This window comes from Mycobacterium sp. ITM-2016-00318 (assembly GCF_002968285.2).
Taxonomy (GTDB): Bacteria; Actinomycetota; Actinomycetes; order Mycobacteriales; family Mycobacteriaceae; genus Mycobacterium.
Genome location: NZ_CP134400.1, coordinates 1,450,904 through 1,473,504 on the forward strand (window position 1 = coordinate 1,450,904; position 22,601 = coordinate 1,473,504).

Here is a 22,601-nt window from a genome sequence, read left to right on the forward strand (position 1 = left end):
GCAGAAGTGACAGATGAGGTCTAGCGGCCAGCGTGTTGATAACGGTCCGGACTCAGTTCACTCTTGCGGGTCCACTAGCCTTTGGTAGAAGACGGCGCACGACGGCAGACGACTTTGGAAAGGGTGCAGCGTGGAGGTCAAGATCGGTGTCACGGACAGCCCGCGCGAGCTCAGTTTCAACAGCGCGCAGACGCCCACCGAGGTGGAGAAGGAGATCTCCGACGCGCTGGCCAACGACTCGGGTGTGCTGGCGCTGACCGACGAAAAGGGCCGCCGTTTCATCGTGCAGGCGGCCAAGATCGCCTACGTCGAGATCGGCGCCGCCGACGTGCGCAGGGTGGGCTTCGGGGTCGGAGTCGTCGGCGCGGAGGCCGTCAAGAACGGGTGAGCGGCACGTGCGACAGTCCGCCCCAGGCGAACGCGACGGTGCCGTTGACCGCGTCGTCCTTGGAGATCGGCCGGTCGTTGTTCAACCAGTAGCGCGCGGAGTCCACGCTGACCGCCACCAACCCGACCGCGATCATCCTCGCGCGGTGCGCCTCCAGCCCGGAGTCGCGGCTGATCAGGTCGAACACCGCGTCGGTGCAGGACTCGGTGGCCACCTTCACCTGGGCCGCCACCTGAGGTTCGGTCACGTAGTCGTTCTCGAAGATCAGCCGATAACCCTGGCCGTCGTGCTCGATGAAGTCGAAGAACGCCTGCACGGCCGCGCGGAGCCGTTGGCGGTTGTCTGTGGTGGTGCGCAGCGCTTGGCGCACACCGGAGACCAGGTTGTCGACGTGCTGGGCCAGCACCGCCAGGTACAGCTCCAGCTTCGATGAGAAATGTTGGTAGAGAACGGGTTTGCTGACACCCGCGCGGTCGGCGATTTCGTCCATTCCCGCTGCGTGATAGCCGCGGTCGACGAAAACCTCGCTGGCAGCACCGAGTAACTGTCCGCGGCGCTCGTCACGGGGCAGCCGACTGCCACGTCGATTGGTGGCAGAGCCGCCACCCCTCGATTCGGTGGCATTGGCGAGATCGCTCATCAGTTCCTCTATCTGGATCGTTGCACTGACAGTACTACCCGTTCGCGGCGCTACGCGTCAGGACGGCTCGCACTCCGTCGTCGGTTGTCGGCGGTGGCGCGTCAGAAGTGCGAGGAGCACCGTCTATGCCATCCTGTTTCGGTGACCTACGAGCCGGGGCGTCGCACGCGGAGCGCCGGAGGCCAACGGCGTCGCGACCCGGAATCGCCCGGGGGTCGAGTTCCGGTTCTGCGCGACCAGTGGCGTGAGCCCCTGCGCGCCCAGCGCGACCCCCTCGCGGAAAGCACCGGCCGGCCCAGATCGAACCGGGAGCAGCGGCGCCGGTGGCGCAAGCAGACCTGGCTCGGCCGGTTCGTCTCCACCTACGGCTGGCGGGCCTACGCGCTGCCTGCGCTGGTCGCGCTGACGGTGTGGGTGGTCTGGTCGACGGTGTCGGGTACCAACGGGTCCGGCGCCGAGCAGGACCAGGGACCTGCGCAGGGCCCCCCGACCATCGGCGGGTCCGGCACCGCGATACTCGGCGCCCCGCCCAAGGGGTTGACCCAGTTCGACGCCAACCTGCCTACCGGCATCCTGCCCGACGGCGGGCCCTACACCGAGGCGGGCGCCAAGACGTGGCGCGTCGTCCCCGGTTCGGAACCCAAGGTTGGGCAGGGCACCACCAAAACCTTCACCTACACCGTGGAGGTGGAGGACGGCGTCGACACCACCACCTTCGGCGGCGACGACAACTTCGCCAGGATGGTCACCGAGACGTTGGGCAATCCGAAGAGCTGGACGCACAATCCGCAATTCGCCTTCACCCGGGTCGACTCGACTTTTGCCGGCCAGCCGGACTTCCGCGTGTCGCTCACCTCACCGATGACGTTGCGGGAGGGCTGCGGATATGAGATTCCGATCGAGACGTCCTGCTACAACCCGAACTACGCGGACGGGCAGCCGAGGGTGTTCCTCAACGAGGCTCGCTGGGTCCGGGGCGCGGTGCCCTTCCAGGGCGATGTGGGCGCCTACCGTCAGTACCTCATCAACCACGAGGTCGGCCACGCCATCGGGTATCAGCGTCACGAGCCGTGCGTAGAGAACGGCCAGCTGGCTCCGGTGATGATGCAGCAGACGTTCTCCACGAGCGACAACGACAACGCGCGCTTCGACCCCGAGTGGGTCAAGGCCGACGGCAAGGCGTGCAAGCCCAACCCCTGGCCGTATCCCATCCCGTAACACCCTCGCGCGCGCCCGGGAAGCTCCCGGCGGTGATTGCCGTTGGTCTGGGTAACTGCTGAGATGGAATGCAGCCCCCGACGTCGAATCGAGGAGGGTAATCCGTGTCCACACCGTTGCCGCCGCTGGTAGCGCCCGCGCCTGAGCTGACGCGCGAAGAGGTCGCGCGCTACAGCCGCCACCTGATCATCCCCGACCTGGGCCTTGACGGTCAGAAGCGGCTGAAGAACGCGCGCGTGCTCGTCATCGGCGCGGGTGGGCTGGGCTCTCCGACGCTGCTGTACCTGGCGGCCGCGGGTGTGGGAACCATTGGGATCGTCGAGTTCGACGTCGTCGATGAATCCAATCTGCAGCGTCAGATCATCCACGGGCAGTCCGATATCGGGCGGTCCAAGGCCGAGAGCGCGCGCGACTCGATCAAGGAGGTCAACCCGCTGGTCGACGTTCGACTTCATGAGTTCAGGCTCGAGCCCGACAACGCGGTCGAGCTGTTCGAGGCCTACGACCTGATCCTCGACGGCACCGACAACTTCGCCACCCGTTACCTGGTGAACGACGCCGCCGTGCTGGCAGGCAAGCCGTACGTGTGGGGTTCGATTTACCGCTTCGAAGGCCAGGTGTCGGTGTTCTGGGAGGACGCGCCCGACGGACTCGGCCTGAACTACCGCGACCTGTACCCGGAGCCGCCGCCGCCGGGCATGGTGCCGTCGTGCGCGGAAGGCGGTGTCCTCGGCATCCTGTGCGCGTCGATCGCCTCGGTGATGGGCACAGAAGCGATCAAGCTGATCACCGGCATCGGGGAACCGCTGCTGGGCAGGCTGATGGTGTACGACGCGCTCGACATGACCTACCGCACCATCAAGATCCGCAAGGACCCGGCGACCCCGAAGATCACCGAGCTGATCGACTACGAGGAGTTCTGCGGCGTGGTGTCCGACGCCGCCGCGGAGGCTGTCGCCGAATCGACCGTCACGCCGCGCGAGCTGCGCGACATGATCGACTCCGGCAAGCCGCTGTCGTTGATCGACGTCCGTGAACAGGTGGAGTGGGACATCAACCGCATCGAAGGCGCGCAGCTGATACCCAAGGGTGAATTCGAATCGGGGGAGGCGCTGGCCAAGCTGCAGGTGGACCGCACCCCGGTGTTCTACTGCAAGACGGGCGTGCGCTCGGCCGAGGTGCTCGCGATCGCCAAGAAGGCCGGGTTCTCCGACGCCCTGCACGTGCAGGGCGGAATTGTCGCGTGGGGCAACCAGCTCGAGCCCGACATGGTGATGTACTAACGCGAACTAACGCGTCAATATCGATCTCGACACAGCTGGTCAGCGAAACCTTTCGAGCGCGCGGCGACGGTAGCCTGACGCTGTGACCGAAGAACGCCCGCCAGACCACGTGCTGGCGGCATTCGGCGTCAGTGGCCTGGGTCCCGTCGCGCTCGGCGTCGGCTGGGAGGGCGGCTGGCGGTGCGGCGAAGTGGTGTTGTCCATGGTTGCCGACCACGCCCGCGCCGCCTGGTCGGCGAAGGTCCGCGAGACGCTGTTCGTCGACGGTGTCCGGCTCGCCAGGCCTGTTCGATCGACCGACGGCCGCTTCGTCGTCGCGGGCTGGCGTGCGGACACGTTCGTCACGGGCACGCCCGAACCCCGCCACGACGAGGTCGTCTCGTCCGCGGTGCGCCTGCATGAAGCGACGGCCAAGCTCGAGCGTCCCCGGTTCTTGACCCAGCCGCCCGTCGCGCCGTGGTCCGACGTCGATGTCTTCGTCGCCGCCGACCGCGCGGCGTGGGAGGAGCGACCGCTGCAGTCGCTGCCGCCGGACGCTCAGGTTTCCCCGGGTTCAGCCGACGGTCAGCGGTCGATCGATTTGATCAACCAGCTCGCCGGGCTGCGCAAGCCGACGAAGAGTCCCCACCAGCTTGTGCACGGCGACCTCTACGGCACAGTGCTTTTCGCCGGGACGGCAGCGCCGGGAATCACCGACATCACGCCGTACTGGCGGCCTGCCTCATGGGCGGCTGGGGTGGTCGTCGTCGACGCGCTGTCGTGGGGTGAGGCCGACGACGGACTGGTCGAACGGTGGGCGCCGTTGCCCGAGTGGCCCCAGATGTTGTTGCGCGCGTTGATGTTCAGGCTGGCCGTCCACGCCCTGCATCCGCGCTCGACGGCAGCGGCGTTCCCGGGGCTGGCACGCACCGCCGCGCTGGTGCGCCAGCTGCTCTGAATCAGAACGCGTGGCGCACGTCGGCGAGCCCTATTCGACCGTCGTCGGCGAGCACCCCTTCGGCGCGCAACAATTCGAGCTGACGCGTGGTGAGGTGCGGCGCAGGGCGCCCTGAAGCCCGGATCACCCGGTGCCACGGCAGATCCGCCGAATCCGTACGCATGATCCAGGCCACGATCCGTGGGCTGGAAAGCCCTGCCGCCGCGGCGATGTCGCCATAGGTCGAGACCCGACCGGGCGGAATCGACGCCACCAACGCGCGGACTGTCTCCACCTGTTCCTCGGTGATGGCGGCCATGGCTAGGCGTGTTCGAGCCGGTCCCGGATGAGCGCGGCCGTCTCGGCGGGCTTGGCTTGGGCGACCATGTGGTCGCTGTCGATGTCGACCAGCGAGAACCGAGGCCCCAGCTCCTCGGAGAGGGCGGCGATGAGTGCGTCGGTCACATACGGCGGGTGGGTGCGGGCGGCGCGCACCAGCGTCGTGCGTATTCCCTTGTGCGGCACGACGACATCACGCGCCAGCTCACTCCAGTAAGACATCATCGCGGGAATGCTGATCCGCCAGCCGCAGCGGCCGTCCGGCCGCTCGATCAAGTGCTCGTCGAGTTCGGCGTCCAGTTCGGCGCTGTCGACGTCGGCCCACGAGCCGTGCGCCTTCTCGTTGCGCGCCTCGTCACGGTCGAGGTAATACGGCGAAGCCATCATGTCGTCGGCGATGTTGGCCATCCAGGCGCCGTCGAGGCCGACGGCCGGGTCGAGAAGCACCAGCGATGCGACGAGCTCGGGGCGGGTGACGGCGAGCCTCAGCGCGACGGCACAGCCGAAGGAGTGGCCGACCACTACGACCGGACGCGTCGTCTCCCTGGCCAGCAGGACGGCGAGCGAAGCGACGTTGGCCTCCAACGTCCACGGCGCCTCCCACGACGACCTGCCGTGGCCCAGCAGGTCGGGGGCGAGGATCGAGAAGTTCGGCAGGTGTTGAGTCGCCAGCGTCCGCCACCGGAGGCCGTGTCCGGTGAGCCCGTGCACGGCCAACACCTGCGCCGGCTGGTCGGGACCGAAGCGGTGCACATTGAGGAACTGCGAATTGCTGGCCACGGCGTCGATGCTAAGGGCAGCCGCGCCGCGAACCCACTCCCACGCTAAATGTCGGACCCTCGTGGTGTCATGCCGTCATGTCCGCACCGCACATCGCTTCAGGCCCGACAACGTTGACCGACGCCGGCTTTCGCGGTGTCGTGCGCGTGCTCGGCGGCCCCGGCACCGGCAAGACCCGGGCATTGATCGAGACCGCGGCAGCGCGCATCGCCGACGGACTCGCACCGGAATCGGTGCTGCTGCTGACGGGTTCGGCGCGGCTGGGGACCCAGGCGCGCGCCGCCATCACCTCGGCGCTGCTGCGGGCGGGCAGCCGGATCGTCATCCGCGAACCGCTGGTCCGCACCGTCCACTCGTATGCCTTCGCGCTGCTGCGGCTCGCCGCCCAGCGCAACGGGGACCCGCCTCCGCGCCTCATCACCACAGCCGAGCAGGACGGCATCATTCGCGAACTCCTCGCCGGTGACCTCGAAGACGGCGACGCCGCCGCCGTCGCGTGGCCGCGCACGCTGCGGCAGGCACTGAGCACCGCCGGGTTCGCCACCGAGCTGCGCGACCTGCTGGCCCGCTGCACCGAGCGGGGCGTGGATCCGCTTGTGCTGCAACGGATCGGCCGGCTTTCCGGCCGCCCCGAGTGGTTGGCCGCAGGCCAGTTCGCGCAGCAGTACGAGCAGACGATGCTGCTGCGGTCGGCTGTGGGGATGGCCGCCCCGCAGGCCACCGTCCCCGCGCTCGGCGCGGCCGAACTCGTCGGCGCAGCGCTGGAAGCGTTCGCCGTGGACACCGACCTGCTGGCCGCCGAACGCGCCCGTATCAAACTGCTCCTGGTCGACGACGCCCAACACCTCGATCCGCAAGCCGCCAGGCTGGTGCGGGCGCTGGCGGCGGGCGCCGAGTTGACCGTCATCGCCGGTGATCCCAACCAATCGGTGTTCTCCTATCGGGGCGCCGACCCGGCGTTGCTGCACGGCGACGACGATCCGGTCATCACGCTCACCCAGTCGCACCGGTGCGCACCCGCGGTGGCACGCGCCATCACCGGCGTCGCGGCTCGGCTACCCGGCGCAGGGGCGGCACGGGAATTGGCCGGAACGGGTGCGGAGCCCGGCACGGTGTCGGTGCGGGTGGCGGCATCCGCGCACGCGGAAGCGGCGCTGATCGTCGACACACTGCGTCGGGCGCACCTTCTCGACGGAGTTCCGTGGGCACAGATGGCGGTGGTCGTCCGCTCGCTGCGGCACAGCGGCGCCGCGCTGAGCCGTGCGCTCACCGCAGGCGGGGTGCCGGTGCTCAGCCTGCCGTCGGGTGTGCCGGTCGCCGAACAGGCTGCGGCAAAGGCGATGCTGACGGTGCTCGCCGCCGTCGCCGACGGGCTCGACGGTGACCGCGCGCTGCAGCTGCTCACAGGTCCCATCGGCCGGGTGGACCCGGTGTCGTTGCGGCAACTGCGCAGGGCGTTGCGGCGAGCCGATCGGACCGAGCCTCCGCGCGACTTCGGCGATCTGCTGGTCGAGGCGCTCGAGTCGGAAAAGCACGTGATGACGGGCGATCTCGGCCGTCCGCTGCAGAGGGTGCGCGCCGTGTTGGCCGCAGCGCGGCGAACCGAGGCCGACGGTGCCGACCCGCGCTACACCCTGTGGCAGGCGTGGCACCGTTGCGGTCTTCAGAAGCGCTGGCTGGCGGCCAGTGAGCGGGGCGGCGCGGCAGGCGCCAGAGCCGGCACCGACCTGGACTCGGTCACCGCGCTGTTCGACGTGACGGAACAGTACGTGTCACGGACCGCGGGGGCGTCCCTTCGCGGTCTCGTCGAGCATGTCAGCGCGCTGGGCCCGGCGCCGGTGTCCGGTGACGTTGCAGCCGACGCCGACGGCGTCGCGCTGGTGAGTGCTCACGCGGCGCTCGAGAAAGAATGGGAAGTCGTAGTCATCGCGGGGCTCCAGGAAGGACTGTGGCCCAACACGACTCCGCGCGGAGGTGTGCTGGGTACTCAACATCTCGTCGACGTCCTCGACGGTGTTGCGGGTGACGACGCAACACGCGTGTCCCACCGCGCCCCGCTGCTCGCCGAGGAACGCAGGCTGCTGATCTCGGCTATGGGCCGTGCCCGCAACCGTCTGCTGGTGACCGCGGTCGACAGCGAATGCGGTGACGACTCGATGTTGCCGTCACCGTTTCACACCGAGCTCGCTCGGTTCGCGACCGATACCGACACCCACACCGCCGAACCCGTGCTCGCACCGCGAGTGCTCGCACCCGCGCCGCTGGTCGGCGCGCTTCGCTCAGTGCTCTGTGCGCCTGATGGAGCCGTCGAGGACACGGTGAGAACCTGTGCGGCAGCTCAACTGGCACGGTTGGCGGCCGCGGGCATCCCCGGCGCCGATCCCAGGCAGTGGTACGGCATGATCCCGCCGAGCAGCGACGATCCGCTGTGGTCGGGCGACGACCACGTGGTGCGGTTGTCACCGTCGACGCTGCAGACGCTGGCCGACTGCCCGTTGCGCTGGCTGCTCGAACGGCACGGCGGAAGCGACGGCCGCGACGTGCGCTCGGCGATCGGGTCGTTGGTGCACGCTCTGGTCGCCGACCCCGAGATGAACGAAGCGCGGATGGTCGCCGAGCTCGAAAGGCTCTGGCAGAAGGTGCCGTTCGAATCGACCTGGTATGCCGACAACGAACTGGCGCGACACAAGACGATGTTGTCCAGCTTCGCGCAGTGGCGGGAACAGACCCGGCACGAGCTCACCGAGGTGGGCAGGGAGGTCGACGTCGACGGCGTGCTGGACTGCGACGGCGCTGCGATACAGGTACGCGGCAGGCTCGACCGGCTCGAACGCGATTCCGAAGGCCGCCTGGTGGTCGTGGACCTCAAGACGGGGAAGTCACCGGTCAGCAAGGACGACGCGCAACATCACGCACAGCTGGCGATGTATCAGCTCGCCATCGCAGAAGGCGTTGTGCAGCAGGGACATTCGCCTGGCGGCGGTCGGCTGGTCTATCTCGGTAAACCCGTCGCGGCCGGCCCGACCGAGCGACAGCAGGATCCGATGACGGCCGACGCCCGCGGCCAGTGGCGCGAGCTGGTGGGCACGGCGGCCGCAGCGACGCGGGGCCCGCAATTCATGGCCCGCGTCAACGACGGCTGCGCGCACTGCCCGGTGCGCCAGAGTTGCCCTGCGCAGGCCCCTACCGACGGAACGGCGACATGGTGACCCCGACCTACAGTCCTGCGGAATTAGCCTCGGCCCTTGGCCTTTTCGCACCGACAGGCGAACAGGCGGCGGTGATCGCCGCACCGCCCGGGCCGCTGGTGGTGATCGCGGGCGCGGGCGCGGGCAAGACCGAGACGATGGCGGCGCGCGTGGTATGGCTGATTGCCAACGGCTACGCGACACCGGCTGAGGTGCTCGGGTTGACGTTCACCCGCAAGGCGGCGGGCCAACTGCTGCGTCGCGTCCGCTCCCGGCTGGCCCGGCTCGCCGGCGCGGGAATCGTACCCGGCGGACTCGACGTGGCCGACGATCCCGCGACCGTCAGCACCTACCACGCTTTTGCGGGCACGCTGCTGCGCGACTACGGACTTCTGCTTCCCGTCGAGCCCGACACCCGGCTGCTCAGCGAGACGGAGCTGTGGCAGTTGGCGTTTCGTGTCGTCACCGAATACCGCGGGGCGCTGGACACCGACAAGACGCCCGCCGCCGTCACCACCATGGTGCTGAGGCTGGCGGGCCAGCTGGCCGAGCACCTCGTCGACACCGAGCAGTTGACCGACACCCACGTCGAACTCGAGCGGCTCGTGCACACCCTGCCCGCGGGTCCCTACCAGCGCGACCGCGGGCCCAGCCAGTGGCTGCTGCGGATGCTCGCCACCCAGACCGAGCGCACCGTGCTGGTCCCCCTGATCGATGCCCTGCACCGCCGGATGCGCGCCGAGAAGGTGATGGACTTCGGCATGCAGATGGCGTCGGCCGCGCGGCTGGCGTCGACGTGCCCGCAGGTCGGCGAGCAGTTGCGGCAACGGTTTCGCGTCGTGCTGCTCGACGAGTACCAGGACACCGGCCACGCGCAGCGCATCGCGTTGTCCTCGTTGTTCGGCGGCGGTGTCGACGACAACCTCGCCCTCACCGCCGTGGGCGACCCGATCCAGTCGATCTACGGCTGGCGCGGGGCGTCGGCGACCAACCTGCCGCGGTTCGCCACCGACTTCCCGCTCGCCGACGGCACACCGGCGCCGACCCTGGAACTTCGCACCAGCTGGCGCAATCCGCCGCGGGCGCTGTATCTCGCCAACGCGGTGTCGGCCGAGGCCAGGCGCCGGTCGGTGGCGGTGCAGCCGCTGCGCCCCCGGCCCGGCGCTGAACCGGGTGCCATCTTGTGCGCGCTGCTGGGCGATGTCGAAGCCGAACGCGACTGGGTTGCCGATCACATCGCCCGCCGATACCGCGAGGCCCGCGACGCGGGCACGCCCGTGCCAACGGCGGCGGTGTTGGTGCGGCGCAACTCCGATTCGGCGCCGATGGCCGATGCGCTCACCGCTCGGGGTGTGCCCGTCGAGGTCGTCGGGCTGGCCGGGCTGCTCTCTGTGACCGAGGTCGCCGACGTGGTGGCGATGCTGCGCCTCGTCGCCGATCCGATGGCGGGCGCCGCCGCGATGCGGGTGCTCACCGGGCCGCGGTGGCAGCTCGGCGGCCACGACATCTCGGCGTTGTGGCGCCGCGCAGTCGAACTGGATCAGGTCGGCGGCCCGCGGGACCGTGCGTCCGCTGACGAGATCGTCGCCGAGGCCGCTCCCGACGCCGACACCGCCTGCCTGGCCGACGCGATCAGTGATCCGGGAGCGCGAGACGGCTTCTCGGCGCAGGGGTATCGGCGGATCGTCGCGCTCGGCCGGGAGCTGACGGGGCTGCGCGCGCACTTGACCCATTCGCTCCCCGACCTGGTCGCCGAGGTGCGGCGGGTGCTCGGCGTCGACGCCGAGGCCCGTGCCGCGCGACCGCCGACGGCGGGGTGCAGCGGCACCGAACACCTCGACGCCTTCGCCGATGTGGTGACCGACTTCGCGACCGTGCGGCCGGGCGCGACGATGTCGGATCTGCTGGCCTACCTGGACGCTGCGATGGTGGTGGAGAACGGCCTGGCGCCCGCCGAAGTCACCGTCGCGCACGACCGCGTGCAGATCCTCACCGTGCACGCCGCAAAGGGCCTGGAGTGGCAGCTGGTCGCGGTGCCGCACCTCAGTGGACGCGTCTTTCCCTCGACCGCGTCGATGCGGACGTGGCTGACCGACGCCGCCGACCTGCCGCCGCTGCTGCGCGGCGACCGCGCCACTGTCGGCGCACATGGGGTGCCGGTTCTGGACACCTCCGCCGTCTACGACCGAAAAGCATTGTCCAACAAGATCTACGAGCACAAGCGCAGCCTCGACCAGCGTCGAGTCGACGAGGAGCGCAGGTTGCTGTACGTGGCGCTCACCCGGGCGGAGGACACGCTGCTGCTGTCCGGGCACCACTGGGGGGCGTCGGAGGGTAAGCCACGGGGTCCCTCGGAGTTCCTCTGCGAGCTGAAGGACATCATCGACGGTTCGGCGGAGGCGGGCGAACTGTGCGGGGTGATCGAGTACTGGGCGCCCGCGCCTGCTGATGGCACGGCGAACCCGTTGCGGGACACCGTTACCGAGGCTCTGTGGCCCGCCGACCCCGCGGGCAGCCGGCGCGGCGACGTGGATCGTGGGGCGGCGCTGGTGGCCCAGGCGATGACGGGACGGCTCGAGACGCCCGCCGAGAACTCCGACGAGTGGTCCGCCGACGTCGACGCCCTGCTCGCCGAACGGGACCGGGTGGCGCCGCGACGGCCCGCGACGTTGCCTGCGGCGCTGTCGGTGAGCAGCCTCGTGGACATCGGCAAGGACCCCGACGCCGCGCTACGACGGCTGCGGCGCAGGCTGCCGGTGCGTCCGGATCCGCATGCCTTGCTGGGCACCGCATTTCACGATTGGGTGCAGCGGTTCTACGGCGCCGAGCGGTTGTTCGATCTGGACGACATCCCCGGCGCGGTCGACGGGCAACTGGCGCGTGAGGATTCGGAGAGCCTCGCCGAACTGCAGACGGCGTTCATGGCGTCGCCGTGGGCTGCCCGCACGCCTGTGGACGTCGAGGTGCCGTTCGACATGATGATCGGCGGCACGGTGGTGCGTGGTCGTATCGACGCGGTGTTCGAAGATGCCGACGGTGCAACCGTCGTGGACTGGAAGACCGGCGATCCGCCGGACACCGCGGAGGCCGAGCGCCATGCCGCCGTTCAGCTCGCCGTGTACCGGTTGGCCTGGGCGGCGCTGCGCGGCGTGCCCGTCGAGTCGGTTCGGGCGGCGTTCCACTACGTGCGGTACGGCCAGATCGTCGTGCCCGATTCGCTGCCGGAGTACGAGGATCTGGCGGCACTGCTGGAGTCGCCGGCCGCTTAGGACTCGCGGTAGATCTTCAGCGCCTGCATGATCATCGGGATCTGCAGCGGCAGCCGGGCGATCGCGCCGATCCGCATCGGCAGCGGCTTGTCCTTCCACAACCGGACCATGTTCACGTTGGCCGGGAGCACCGATACGAACAGCGCCACCGCGGCGAGCGCGCCGAGCTTGCGGGTCCGCGGCACCAGCAGCAATCCCCCGGTCACGATCTCGCCCACCCCGGAGGCGAGGGTGTAGAACCGTGCTTCACCCGGCAGTTCGGCCGGGACGATGGTGTCGAACGGTTTGGGGGCCGCGAAGTGCAGCACCCCCATGCCGACGAGCATCGCGCCCATCTTCGACGCGCGCGTTGGGTTGGCGATCTGCTGCAATTCGGCTGGGGGAGAGGTCATGATTACATAATGGCGTGCGCACCCGACCGGCAGCGATGACGGGGTCTCGTGGCCAAAGGTAGGTTGCGTCGGCGGCTCGCCGCCATCGACCAGAATCTGACCACACGACCGGACGCCGATCTGGTCGACATCCTGAGCATCCCCGAGCCGTTCGTCAGCCCGACACAGCGGATCATCCGCCGGATCATCTATGCGGCGGGGGCGCTATTCGCGGCGGTGCTGATCGTCTACCTGGACCGACACGGCTACCGCGACGTCGAGAGCAGCCCTAACCCCGACGACCCATTGTCGTTTCTGGACTGCCTGTACTACGCGACGGTGTCGCTGTCGACCACCGGCTACGGCGACATCACGCCGGTCACCCCGTCGGCCAGGCTGGTCAACGTCCTGGTGATCACGCCGCTGCGGGTGGCGTTCCTGATCGTGCTGATCGGCACCACCGTGGAGACCCTCACCACGCAGTCGCGCCAGGCACTGAAGATTCAGCGATGGAGGAGCAGAGTGCGTAACCACACCGTCGTCGTCGGGTACGGCACCAAGGGCAGGACGGCGGTCGCCGCGATGGTCGGCGACGACATGGCCCCCGCCGACATCGTCGTCGTCGACGAGGACCCCGTCGCCCTCGAGCGCGCAAAGAGCGCGGGCCTGGTCACCGTCCGAGGCAGTGCGACCGACTCGGAAGTGCTGCGCCTGGCAAGCGCCCAGCACGCGAAGGCGATCATCGTCGCCACCAACCGCGACGACGCCGCCGTCCTCGTCACGCTGACCGCGCGCGAGTTGGCGCCCAACGCCAAGATCATCGCCGCGGTCCGGGAAGCCGAAAACCAGCATCTGCTCGAGCAGTCCGGCGCGGACCAGACCGTGGTGACGTCCGAGACGGCGGGCCGGCTGCTGGGCATCGCCGTCCAGACGCCCAGCGTCGTCGAGATGATGGAGGATCTGCTGACGCCCGATGCCGGGTTTGCCATCTCCGAGCGCGAGGTCGAGACCAAGGAGGTCGGCGGTTCCCCACGGCACAACCCCGACATCGTGCTCGGCGTCGTGCGCGGCGGCAAGCTGCTGCGCGTCGACGACCCGCAGGTCGACGCCCTCGAACTCGGTGACCGGCTGCTATACATCCGCAGCGTGGAACCCGAACGATGATCGAGCGCTCGGCGCCCTTTCAATTGCGCAACGTGCCGTTGCTGTCCCGGGTCGGCGCCGACCGCGCCGACACCTTGCGCACCGATGTCGACGCCGCGATAGCCGGCTGGGCCGACGCCCTTCTGCTGCGGGTCGACTCGCGTAATCAGGTGCTGATCGCTGACGGCCGCGTCGTTCTCGGCAAGGCCTCCGCGCTCGGCGACAAGCCCACCGACCACGCGGTGTTTCTGGGCAAACTGCAGGACGGTAAGCACGTCTGGGCGGTGCGCAGTGTGCTCGTCGCACCCGAGGAACCCGGCACCGAGACGGAGGTCCTCGACCTGCGCCGGGCCGGGCACATCTTCGACGACGTCAGCGCCCAGTTGGTGGCCACCGCGACCGCGCTGCTCAACTGGCACGACAGCGCACGCTTCAGCGCGATCGACGGGTCACCGACGAAGCCGATCAAGGGCGGCTGGTCGCGGGTCAACCAGGTGAACCGCCACGAGGAGTTCCCGCGGATCGACCCCGCGGTGATCTGCCTCGTGCACGACGGCTACGACCGCGCGGTGCTGGCGCGTCAGACCGTCTGGCCCGAGCGGTTGTTCTCCCTGCTTGCCGGGTTCGTGGAAGCAGGCGAGTCCTTCGAGGCGTGCGTCGTGCGCGAGATCGCCGAGGAGATCGGGCTGACGGTGCGTGACGTGACCTACCTGGGCAGCCAGCCGTGGCCGTTTCCCCGCTCGCTGATGGTCGGTTTCCACGCAATCGGCGACCCTGAGCAGGAGTTCGTCTTCCACGACGGGGAGATCGCCGAGGCCGCGTGGTTCACCCGCGCCGAGATCCGCGAGGCGCTGGAGCACGGCGACTGGAACTCCGTTACATCTGCTCCTCACGTGCGCGGTGATTCGGACTCGCGCCTGCTTCTGCCCGGCTCGATCTCGATCGCCAGGGAGATCATCGAGTCCTGGGCCGCCCTATAACGCGGCGGTCCTCGACTGGTTAGCCCAGCTTCTTCTTCACGTCGCGGGCGCTCGGGTTGGTCATGGTCGACCCGTCGGGGAACTTGATCGTCGGCACCGTCTGGTTGCCCCGGTTGACCGACATCACGAATTCCGCAGCGGCCGGGTCGCTTTCGATGTCAACCTCGGTGTAGGGGATGCCCTCCGCCTTGAGCGCCGTCTTGAGCCTTGAGCAGAAGCCGCACCACGTCGTGGTGTACATGGTCAGTGGGGCGCCGCTGGCTGTCATAAGGCGTTCAACGTAACCGGGGCCGCCGAAATTGCCCAAATCCCCGCCATGCGACGCGCCTCACGCAGACCGGCGATGTCGGCTGGCCCTGCAATGATGAACGCCATGTCCGTCGATGCTTCCGCGCGCGCGCGAAGTGGAGAGAGAACCGCCTCACATCTCGACGAACTCGACGACGAGCAGCGCGAGGCGGTGCTGGCCGCGCGCGGACCGGTGTGTGTGCTCGCAGGCGCGGGCACCGGCAAGACCAGGACGATCACCCGGCGCATCGCACATCTGGTCACGTCCGGACACGTAGCCGCGGGCCAGGTGTTGGCGGTGACCTTCACTCAGCGTGCAGCCGGTGAGATGCGCAGCAGGCTTCGAGCGTGCGACGACGGCTCGGGTACCGGCTCGGTGCAGGCGATGACGTTTCACGCCGCGGCGCGACGTCAGCTGCGGTACTTCTGGCCGCGGGTGGTCGGCGACACCGGCTGGCAACTGCTCGACAGCAAGTTCTCCGTCGTCGCACAGGCCGCCAGCCGCTCCGGCCTGTCGGCCAGCACCGACGACGTCCGCGACCTGGCAGGCGAGATCGAGTGGGCCAAGGCGTCGCTGATCAGCCCGGAGGACTATCCCAATGCGGTCGCCGAGGCAGGCCGCGACATTCCGCTGGACGCGGCGAAAATCGCGAACGTCTACGCCGGATACGAATCGCTCAAGGCCTGCGCCGACGGTATGGCGCTGCTGGACTTCGACGACCTCCTGCTGCACACGGCGGGCGCCATCGAGAACGACGCGGCGGTGGCCGAGGAGTTCCGCGCCCGTTACCGCTGCTTCGTCGTCGACGAATACCAGGACGTCACCCCGCTGCAGCAGCGGGTGCTCGACGCCTGGCTCGGCGAGCGCGACGATCTGACCGTGGTCGGCGACGCCAACCAGACCATCTACTCCTTCACCGGGGCCACTCCGCGCTATCTGCTGGATTTCTCGCGGCGCTTCCCCGAGGCGGCGGTGGTCCGGCTCGAGCGCGACTACCGGTCCACCCCCCAGGTGGTGTCGCTCGCCAACCAGGTGATCGCCGCCGCACGAGGCCGGGTGGCGGGCAGCAGGCTGCACCTCGTCGGCCAGCGTGATCCGGGTCCCAAGCCGACTTTCTCCGAGTTTTCCGACGAGGTCGCCGAGGCGGCCTCGGTCGCGAAGAAGATCGTGCGCCTCATCGAGAACGGCATGCCCGCATCGGAGATCGCGGTGCTCTATCGGATCAACGCCCAGTCGGAGGTGTACGAGGAGGCGCTGACCGAGGCGGGCGTCGCGTTCCAGGTTCGCGGCGGCGAAGGGTTCTTCAGCCGTCAGGAGATCAGGCAGGCCCTGCTGGCGATGCAGCGCGCGGCCGAGCGCGGCGCCGACGCATCGGGCGACGAACTTCGGCCGCTGGTGCGCCAACTGCTCGAGCCGTTGGGGATGACGGCCGAACCACCGTCGGGCACCCGCGCCAGGGAGCGGTGGGAGGCGCTGACGGCACTGGCCGAGCTCACCGATGACGAAGTGGCGCAACGGCCTTCGCTCGACCTGCGGGCGCTGCTCGCCGAGCTGCGACAGCGCGCCGACGCCCGCCACGCTCCCGTCGTGCAGGGCGTCACCCTTGCCTCGCTGCACGCGGCCAAGGGGCTGGAGTGGGACGCGGTCTTCCTGGTCGGCCTCGCGGACGGCACCCTGCCCATCTCGCACGCGCTGGCCCATGGCCAGGACAGTGAAGCCGTCGAGGAGGAGCGCAGGCTGTTCTATGTCGGTATCACAAGGGCGCGAGTGCATTTGGCGTTGAGTTGGGCGCTGGCTCGTAATCCCGGCGGCAGGCAGGGCCGACGGCCGTCGCGCTTCCTGAACGGCATCGCGCCGAACACGCATGCCGACGCCCCGAACCGGCCGCGCAAACCACGGGGCCCCACCCCGAGGTGCCGGGTGTGCAACAACGCGCTGACCACCCCTGCGGCCGTCATGCTGCGCCGTTGCGAGGCTTGCCCGTCCGACATCGACGAACAGTTGCTCGCCGACCTCAAAGACTGGCGACTGCGCACGTCGAAGGACATGAACGTGCCCGCGTATGTGGTGTTCACCGACAACACGCTGATCGCGATCGCCGAGACCATGCCCGCCGACGACTCCGCGCTCGTTTCGATTCCGGGCATCGGCGCTCGCAAGCTCGAGCAGTTCGGGCCCGACGTGCTTGCGTTGGTCAAGGGCCGCCAATCCTCGTAAAAATCGCGCCAACCCCGCAGGTCAGAAAATCGGTTGTGCGAAACGGCTGTTACGCTTAGCGTCAAGATCATCCACGAGGACGAGAGGAGGGTTGCTGCAATCATGACGATTTTGAATTCGATCACCCGCGTGGCCGACATGTCGCAGGCCCTCCATGTCTTCGGAGCCTTCGCTGCCGCGGCGCATCCCGCCGCCGCCGCTGCCGCCATTACGCCGCGCAAGCCGCGTACCGGCACCGCGATTGGCGCGTCCGTGAGGGGCACTATCTAGCCAGAGCCCCAAAAAAGCCGCAATGGCCACGGACCCGCAATCACCGGATCCGTGGCCATAGTTTTGGGGACTCCCCGAACACCTGGTCACAGATCCGAGAGAAATCGAAAAGATCAACGACCAGGAAGCAGGTGAACGGACATGTCTGGCCTCGAGACGTGCCGTAAGAGGACGCTACCGGCCGTGCCGTGCCATGTCGGAGATCCCGACTTGTGGTTCGCGGAAAGCCCCGTCGATCTGGAACGCGCGAAGGCCTTGTGCACCGATTGCCCGATCCGACGGGAATGCCTGGCAGCGGCGCTGGACCGCGGCGAGCCGTGGGGCGTTTGGGGTGGCGAGATCCTCGAACGCGGCACGATCGTCGCGCGCAAACGTCCGCGCGGGCGTCCTCGCAAAGATGCCGAACCGGCAGCCGCATAGGCTGCCGGTTTCGGCTTCTTCAGACCTATGCCGCTGAGGCGAAACCCGGAATGAGCTCGGTGGCAAGCGCTTTGGCCGGGATATGCGCGTCCAGCTGACATGAGATCGCGACATTGGAGGCGATCACCCGCATCGGGATGGCGAGCTTGGCCGGGATATCCATCTGCCTTGCGGCCTTGATCTGGTTAGCGGCGCGGTCCGGCTTCATGTTCGCCGCGGTGAGCCTCTGCAGCCATTTGCGCGTGTAGTGGAACACCTCGACCTGGAGTGGCTCCACGTACTGCTTCATCATCTCGTCCATCTCGCGATGGGAGACCTGCTCACCCTTCTGGATGAATCCGATCCGCTGCATGGCCGCCTGCAGGTTCTCGTAGTCGTCCTCGAGCGCGTATCTCGTCGCAAGGCCGATGTCTTCGGGGATGCCGCCGGGCAGTGGGGCCACCGCGCCGAAGTCGATGACGCCCATCTTGTCGTCGGGCAGCAGCATGAAGTTTCCGGGATGCGCGTCGCCGTGCATCATCTCCAGCCGCCGAGGTGCGTCGTAGGTCAACTCGAAGAGCCTGGTACCCATCAGGTCTCGCTGCTCAGTGGTGCCCTCGCGGATGATCACCGACATCGGGATGCCCTCGATCCACTCCTGGATCACCACTTTGGGCGCACTGGCCACGATGTGTGGGACGACGAAATGCGGATGTCCCTCATAGGCTTTCGCGAACGCACGCTGGTTGTCGGCCTCGAGCCGGTAGTCGAGTTCCATCTCGGTGCGTTCGATGAGCTCGTCGACCACGCCCTGCACATCGGCGCCGGGGGATAGCTGCTTGAGTACCCTGACCATCCGCTGCATCGTCTTCAGATCAGCGCGCAGAGCTTCGTCGGCGCCCGGGTACTGGATCTTGACCGCGACCTCACGGCCGTCGGACCACACCGCCTTGTGCACCTGGCCGATGCTTGCCGACGCGACCGGCTTGTCCTCGAACGACGTGAACCGTTCCCGCCATTTCGTCCCCAGCTGCCCGTCGAGCACGCGGTGCACCTTGGCGGCAGGCAGTGGCGGGGCTTCGCGCTGCAGCTTGGTCAGCGCTTCGCGGTAGGGCTTTCCGTACTGCTCGGGGATCGCGGCCTCCATCACCGAGAGGGCCTGGCCGACCTTCATCGCGCCGCCTTTGAGCTCTCCGAGCACGGTGAACAGCTGCTGGGCCGCCTTGTCCATCAGCTCGGCGTTGACGTCGTCCCTTGACCTGCCGGTCAATCGCTTGCCGAACCCCAGCGCCGCGCGTCCCGCCATACCGGCACCGAGGCCCGCAATCTTGGCGTTGCGGGCCGCTCCGCCGCGTTTGATGTCGCTCACCCGTCCATCATCCACGACGAATCTGGCCGTTCGGCAACCATGTGGCAACAATCATTTTCAACTCGAGCACAGGGCGCACCGGGGGTGGCGCGTCCAGCGGCGCGCCGTGGTGGATCCGGTGGCGACGTCGAACTCCAGCGTGGTGTCAAGGGTCGAAGGCGGATGCGGTGCCCGCTCGACGTCAGAAAAGTCAAAGCCGCCGCGCACGGCCGCGATCACCCTGTCGACCTGGTTGAGCGCGACGGCAGCGGTGCCGAGCATGGTCGCGCGGTCGGCGTTGCCGACGGCGTCGCGCAGCTGGGCGGCGAGGGCGGGCCAGCCCTCGTCGCGGTCGCTGCGGTGCAGGTCCGCGCACCGAAGACAACTCGTCACCCCGGGCACGACGAGCGGCCCGACAAGGCCTGCGCCGTCGCGAACCCGCACCGGGAGGTGCGGCGTGCGTGCCTCGTGTAGATAGCGCAGCATCCGCGGGTCGGCACCGAGCGAATCCGAAAGCACGACCAGATCGGTCCTTTCCGGTTTGACGCCCGCATGGGGTTGGCTGCTGGTCTTGATCCTGGCGCCCGAGCAGCGCAGCGCACTTGCCAACAGATCCGACAGTGGGCCACGTCCGTGGATCCGGATCGACGCCGACCGGGTGCGCGGACGCGGCACCGCGGTCACCACACCCGCGCCGACCAACTCGGTGACGAGGTCGGCGATCGTGGTCGCGTCGACACCCTCAGCGACATCCTTCAGTTGCGCGTGCGTGGCGCCGGAGTGCAACACCCGCAGCAGGTCCCCGAGCGTCGCCACACTCATCCCCGCAGGTGGGCGCACCAACAGCGCGCGTCGCGGATCCCAGCCGATCTGCACGACACCGTCGGGTCGGGACAACACCGGCATGGCCGGATCGAGCGCGTAGCGCGTCATGGACCGACTGTGCCACGCGGCGCACCGCGGCCACGAGTTATCCACAGGCCGCCGGGGCGGGCGCTAGTCCTCCTTGTCGTCCTTGTCGTCCTCGTCTGTGCCGAGATCGCCGACGTCTTTCAGCGCTTGCTCGATAGCGGAGTCGAAGCCGCTGGTGTCGCCGCCGATGACGCGGTCGATGAAGCCCGCAGGCTCGTCGAGGTCCTCGGCCGCCGGCAGCAAGTCGGGGTGCTGCCAGACACAGTCGCGCGAGTCCACGCCTGCGGCCTGCGTCAGCTTCTCCCACAGCACGGCGGCCTCGCGCAGCTTGCGCGGCCGCAGTTCGAGGCCGACCAGCGTGGCGAAGGTCTGCTCGGCGGGGCCGCCGGTGGCCCGTCGGCGACGCAGCGTCTCGCTCAGTGCGGAGGCGCCGGGAATGCGTTCGCCGAGAGCCTCGTTCACGACGGTCTGCACCCAGCCCTCGATGAGAGCGAGCAGCGTCTCGAGCCGTTCCAGCGCGGCGGTCTGCTCCGGGGTGGCCTTCGGCTCGAAGATGCCCTGGTTGAGCAGTTGTTCGAGCTGCGACGGGTCGGCAAGCGACGCCGGGTTGAATCCCGCCGCGAACTCCTCGATCCCGGACATGTCGACCTTCATGCCCTTGGCGAAGGCTTCGACGGCGTTGAGCAGCTGGCTCGGCAACCACGGCACATGGCTGAAGAGCCGATGGTGTGCGGCCTCCCGTGCGGCGAGGAAAGTCATGATCTCGCTGCGCGGCTGCTCGAGGCCTTCCGAAAGCGACTCGATGGCCTCCGGCATCAGGGCGGCGACGCCCTTCGGGCCCAACGGCAGGCCGATGTCGGTCGACGTCAGCACCTCCTTGGACAGCGTGCCAAGCGCCTGGCCGAGCTGCGACCCGAACGCCATGCCGCCCATCTGCGTCATCATCGCCAGCAGCGGGCCCGCCATGGCGCGCGCCTCGTCGGGCAGCGCCGACGCCCACACTGTCGAAATCTGTTCGGCCACCGGATCGCAGAGCCGCTTCCAGGTGTCCAGCGTGTTGTCGATCCAGTCGGTCGGTGTCCACGCCACGGTCTTGGTCGTGCCCGCGGGCAGAGCGGTCACCCCGTCCAGCCACGTTTCGGCGAGCCGCACGGCATCGCCGATCGCGGCAGTCGTCGTCTCCGGCACCGGGGCGACGAACCCGATCGAACTGGACGCCAGCTGACGGGCGAGGTCGTAGTTGACCGGACCCGACTGCTTGCCGCCGGCCATCGCGCCGCCTGCACCGCTGAACATCTCGCCGAGGCGGCTGAACACCTGGCCGAGTTGGGAGATGTCGAAGTCACCTCCGCCTCCGAAGGGCGAGCCGAACGGATCCTGCGGGGAGCCCGAGCCGGATCCCGAGTCGGAATCCTCTTTGCGCTTGTCGCGCTCGGGGTCGTCTCCGGACGAAAAGCCGAAGGGCAGGTCAGACATGTCCTCAACGGTACTCATCATGGACACCTCGCGCGGCGCCCGCCGTCACGCTATGAGTGAAAGCACTTTCCTAGGCCGTCTACTGTTGCTGGCGTGAACAGGCGGATATCCACATTGCTGGTCGCTCTGGCGCCGATCGTCGCGTTCGGCGTGCTGCTGGCGGCGGTGACGGTGCCGTACGTCTCCCTGGGCCCCGGCCCGACGTTCGACACCCTCGACACGTTCGAGGGAAAAGTGGTCGTCGACATCAAGGGCACCGACGTGCAGAAGACCAACGGCCACCTGAACATGACCACGGTGTCCCAGCGCGACGGCCTCACGCTCGGGCAGGCGATGACACTGTGGATGTCGGGTCGCGAGCAACTTGTTCCGCGTGATCTCGTCTATCCGCCGGACAAGTCCAAGGACGAGATCGACGAAGGCAACGCCCAGGAGTTCAAGCGCTCCGAGGACAGCGCCGAATACGCCGCGCTCGGCTACTTGAAGTACGCGCCCGCGGTGACGGTGGAGACGGTGACCAAGGACGGCGCGTCGACGGGCAGGCTCGAGGAGGGCGACGCCATCGACGCTGTGAACGGAGCTCCGGTGAGCAATCTGGAGCAGTTTCAGGTCCTGATGGCGAAGACGGAGCCGGGCGACGAGGTGATTCTCGACTTCCGGCGCAAGAACGCTCCGCCGGGCATCGCGACCGTCAAGCTGGGCTCCGCGCCGGACAAGAAGCAGGGCGTGCTCGGTATCGGGGTCGTCGAAGCGCCGTGGGCGCCGTTCACGATCGACTTCAACCTCGCCAATATCGGCGGCCCGTCTGCCGGCCTGGTGTTCAGCCTCGCCGTGATCGACAAGCTGACCACAGGGGATCTCACCGGAGACAAGTTCATCGCGGGCACCGGCACCATCAATGCCGACGGCAAGGTCGGCTCGATCGGCGGCATCACCCACAAGATCTCTGCCGGGGAGGAGGCCGGAGCGAACGTGTTCCTCGTTCCCGCCGACAACTGCGACGAGGCCCGCTCCGCCCACGACAACGGCATGGCTCTTGTCAAGGTGGAGAACCTCGAAGGCGCGGTGGACGCACTGAAGGCACTTTCTGCCGGTGGCGAAGCGCCCCGTTGTTGACCGGGAGTGCGTAGAACCAGTGCGTAGAGTTGTGACACGTCATTCGAAGACGTGCATGG

General features: G+C 68.4%; 20 protein-coding genes. 12 read left to right on the forward strand and 8 right to left on the reverse strand.

The genetic code is table 11. The features are described 5' to 3' along the window. The first annotated feature begins 130 nt into the window (after positions 1 to 130). A complete protein-coding gene (locus C6A82_RS07075; RefSeq protein WP_105346601.1) occupies positions 131 to 388 on the forward strand; it encodes a DUF3107 domain-containing protein in 258 nt (85 codons plus the stop codon). Here the strand turns inward: C6A82_RS07075 and C6A82_RS07080 are convergent. After that, entirely contained in the window at positions 375 to 1,028 is a 654-nt protein-coding gene (locus tag C6A82_RS07080) for a TetR/AcrR family transcriptional regulator (RefSeq protein ID WP_105346602.1), read from the reverse strand. The genes C6A82_RS07075 and C6A82_RS07080 overlap by 14 nt on opposite strands. 141 nt (positions 1,029 to 1,169) lie before the next feature. Between C6A82_RS07080 and C6A82_RS07085 the strand changes: the two genes are divergently transcribed. The 3 genes from C6A82_RS07085 to C6A82_RS07095 all read left to right on the forward strand — a co-directional run bounded on the left by C6A82_RS07085 (position 1,170) and on the right by C6A82_RS07095 (position 4,466). Continuing rightward, positions 1,170 to 2,246 carry a DUF3152 domain-containing protein gene (locus tag C6A82_RS07085; protein WP_199193841.1) on the forward strand — a complete coding sequence of 359 codons (1,077 nt, stop codon included), beginning with the start codon at positions 1,170 to 1,172 and terminating at the stop codon, positions 2,244 to 2,246. A gap of 104 nt (positions 2,247 to 2,350) precedes the next feature. Further along, a complete protein-coding gene (gene moeZ, locus C6A82_RS07090) occupies positions 2,351 to 3,529 on the forward strand; it encodes an adenylyltransferase/sulfurtransferase MoeZ (RefSeq protein WP_105346605.1) in 1,179 nt (392 codons plus the stop codon). Positions 3,530 to 3,611: 82 nt separating this feature from the next. Beyond that, entirely contained in the window at positions 3,612 to 4,466 is an 855-nt protein-coding gene (locus C6A82_RS07095) for a TIGR02569 family protein (protein ID WP_105346607.1), read from the forward strand. A gap of 1 nt (position 4,467) precedes the next feature. Here C6A82_RS07095 and C6A82_RS07100 read toward each other — a convergent pair whose 3' ends face one another. Both C6A82_RS07100 and C6A82_RS07105 read right to left on the reverse strand, forming a co-directional pair. Continuing rightward, the gene (locus C6A82_RS07100) at positions 4,468 to 4,764 is read right to left on the reverse strand and encodes an MGMT family protein (RefSeq protein WP_105346608.1); all 297 of its coding nucleotides are present in this window, start codon (positions 4,762 to 4,764) and stop codon (positions 4,468 to 4,470) included. A gap of 2 nt (positions 4,765 to 4,766) precedes the next feature. After that, positions 4,767 to 5,564, reverse strand: coding sequence for an alpha/beta fold hydrolase (locus C6A82_RS07105; RefSeq protein WP_105346610.1), 798 nt, complete (start codon positions 5,562 to 5,564; stop codon positions 4,767 to 4,769). Between the two features lie 77 nt (positions 5,565 to 5,641). On the opposite strand from C6A82_RS07105, the gene C6A82_RS07110 reads away from it, so the two are divergent. Beyond that, positions 5,642 to 8,773, forward strand: a complete 3,132-nt coding sequence (locus C6A82_RS07110) for an ATP-dependent DNA helicase (protein ID WP_105346611.1) — start codon at positions 5,642 to 5,644, stop codon at positions 8,771 to 8,773. Continuing rightward, positions 8,704 to 12,021, forward strand: a complete 3,318-nt coding sequence (locus C6A82_RS07115) for an ATP-dependent helicase (protein ID WP_396836805.1) — start codon at positions 8,704 to 8,706, stop codon at positions 12,019 to 12,021. Before C6A82_RS07110 ends, C6A82_RS07115 begins: the two co-directional genes overlap by 70 nt. Here C6A82_RS07115 and C6A82_RS07120 read toward each other — a convergent pair. After that, positions 12,018 to 12,413, reverse strand: a complete 396-nt coding sequence (locus C6A82_RS07120) for a MauE/DoxX family redox-associated membrane protein (protein ID WP_105346613.1) — start codon at positions 12,411 to 12,413, stop codon at positions 12,018 to 12,020. The two genes, C6A82_RS07115 and C6A82_RS07120, sit on opposite strands and share 4 nt — an antisense overlap. A 48-nt stretch (positions 12,414 to 12,461) precedes the next feature. Between C6A82_RS07120 and C6A82_RS07125 the strand changes: the two genes are divergently transcribed. Both C6A82_RS07125 and nudC read left to right on the forward strand, forming a co-directional pair. Beyond that, entirely contained in the window at positions 12,462 to 13,556 is a 1,095-nt protein-coding gene (locus C6A82_RS07125; protein ID WP_105346614.1) for a TrkA family potassium uptake protein, read from the forward strand. Beyond that, positions 13,553 to 14,515, forward strand: a complete 963-nt coding sequence (nudC, locus tag C6A82_RS07130) for an NAD(+) diphosphatase (RefSeq protein ID WP_105346616.1) — start codon at positions 13,553 to 13,555, stop codon at positions 14,513 to 14,515. Before C6A82_RS07125 ends, nudC begins: the two co-directional genes overlap by 4 nt. 19 nt (positions 14,516 to 14,534) lie before the next feature. Here nudC and mrx1 read toward each other — a convergent pair whose 3' ends face one another. Then, positions 14,535 to 14,783, reverse strand: a complete 249-nt coding sequence (mrx1, locus tag C6A82_RS07135) for a mycoredoxin Mrx1 (RefSeq protein ID WP_105346618.1) — start codon at positions 14,781 to 14,783, stop codon at positions 14,535 to 14,537. Between the two features lie 93 nt (positions 14,784 to 14,876). Here mrx1 and C6A82_RS07140 point away from each other — a divergent pair, with 93 nt between their 5' ends. From C6A82_RS07140 to C6A82_RS07150, 3 genes are all read left to right on the forward strand, one after another. Next, positions 14,877 to 17,021: an ATP-dependent DNA helicase UvrD2 gene (locus C6A82_RS07140; protein ID WP_311101727.1), complete on the forward strand. Its 2,145-nt coding sequence runs from the start codon at positions 14,877 to 14,879 to the stop codon at positions 17,019 to 17,021. Positions 17,022 to 17,123: 102 nt separating this feature from the next. Next, a complete protein-coding gene (locus C6A82_RS07145; RefSeq protein WP_158261657.1) occupies positions 17,124 to 17,291 on the forward strand; it encodes a hypothetical protein in 168 nt (55 codons plus the stop codon). Positions 17,292 to 17,432: 141 nt separating this feature from the next. Further along, positions 17,433 to 17,711, forward strand: coding sequence for a WhiB family transcriptional regulator (locus C6A82_RS07150; RefSeq protein ID WP_105347043.1), 279 nt, complete (start codon positions 17,433 to 17,435; stop codon positions 17,709 to 17,711). Between the two features lie 25 nt (positions 17,712 to 17,736). On the opposite strand, the gene C6A82_RS07155 is transcribed toward C6A82_RS07150, so the two are convergent. The 3 genes from C6A82_RS07155 to C6A82_RS07165 form a co-directional block, all read right to left on the reverse strand. Then, positions 17,737 to 19,074: an AarF/ABC1/UbiB kinase family protein gene (locus C6A82_RS07155; protein ID WP_105347044.1), complete on the reverse strand. Its 1,338-nt coding sequence runs from the start codon at positions 19,072 to 19,074 to the stop codon at positions 17,737 to 17,739. A 42-nt stretch (positions 19,075 to 19,116) separates the two neighbouring features. Continuing rightward, positions 19,117 to 19,971 (reverse strand): TOMM precursor leader peptide-binding protein, encoded by an 855-nt coding sequence (locus tag C6A82_RS07160; RefSeq protein ID WP_105347046.1) that lies wholly within the window; start codon positions 19,969 to 19,971, stop codon positions 19,117 to 19,119. Between the two features lie 63 nt (positions 19,972 to 20,034). Then, a complete protein-coding gene (locus C6A82_RS07165; RefSeq protein WP_105347048.1) occupies positions 20,035 to 21,426 on the reverse strand; it encodes a zinc-dependent metalloprotease in 1,392 nt (463 codons plus the stop codon). Positions 21,427 to 21,519: 93 nt separating this feature from the next. Here C6A82_RS07165 and C6A82_RS07170 point away from each other — a divergent pair, with 93 nt between their 5' ends. Then, positions 21,520 to 22,542, forward strand: coding sequence for a PDZ domain-containing protein (locus tag C6A82_RS07170; RefSeq protein WP_105347050.1), 1,023 nt, complete (start codon positions 21,520 to 21,522; stop codon positions 22,540 to 22,542). Positions 22,543 to 22,601: the final 59 nt, after the last annotated feature.

What these genes read in the sequence shown, in the direction of transcription:
- C6A82_RS07120 (WP_105346613.1), bottom strand. Translation starts at nt 12,413, where the DNA reads ATGACCTCTCCCCCAGCCGAATTGCAGCAGATCGCCAACCCAACGCGC.
- C6A82_RS07160 (WP_105347046.1), bottom strand. Translation starts at nt 19,971, where the DNA reads ATGACGCGCTACGCGCTCGATCCGGCCATGCCGGTGTTGTCCCGACCC.
- C6A82_RS07165 (WP_105347048.1), bottom strand. Translation starts at nt 21,426, where the DNA reads ATGTCTGACCTGCCCTTCGGCTTTTCGTCCGGAGACGACCCCGAGCGC.
- C6A82_RS07100 (WP_105346608.1), bottom strand. Translation starts at nt 4,764, where the DNA reads ATGGCCGCCATCACCGAGGAACAGGTGGAGACAGTCCGCGCGTTGGTG.
- C6A82_RS07145 (WP_158261657.1), top strand. Translation starts at nt 17,124, where the DNA reads ATGACGATTTTGAATTCGATCACCCGCGTGGCCGACATGTCGCAGGCC.
- C6A82_RS07110 (WP_105346611.1), top strand. Translation starts at nt 5,642, where the DNA reads ATGTCCGCACCGCACATCGCTTCAGGCCCGACAACGTTGACCGACGCC.
- C6A82_RS07150 (WP_105347043.1), top strand. Translation starts at nt 17,433, where the DNA reads ATGTCTGGCCTCGAGACGTGCCGTAAGAGGACGCTACCGGCCGTGCCG.
- C6A82_RS07140 (WP_311101727.1), top strand. Translation starts at nt 14,877, where the DNA reads ATGATGAACGCCATGTCCGTCGATGCTTCCGCGCGCGCGCGAAGTGGA.
- C6A82_RS07080 (WP_105346602.1), bottom strand. Translation starts at nt 1,028, where the DNA reads ATGAGCGATCTCGCCAATGCCACCGAATCGAGGGGTGGCGGCTCTGCC.
- nudC (WP_105346616.1), top strand. Translation starts at nt 13,553, where the DNA reads ATGATCGAGCGCTCGGCGCCCTTTCAATTGCGCAACGTGCCGTTGCTG.
- mrx1 (WP_105346618.1), bottom strand. Translation starts at nt 14,783, where the DNA reads ATGACAGCCAGCGGCGCCCCACTGACCATGTACACCACGACGTGGTGC.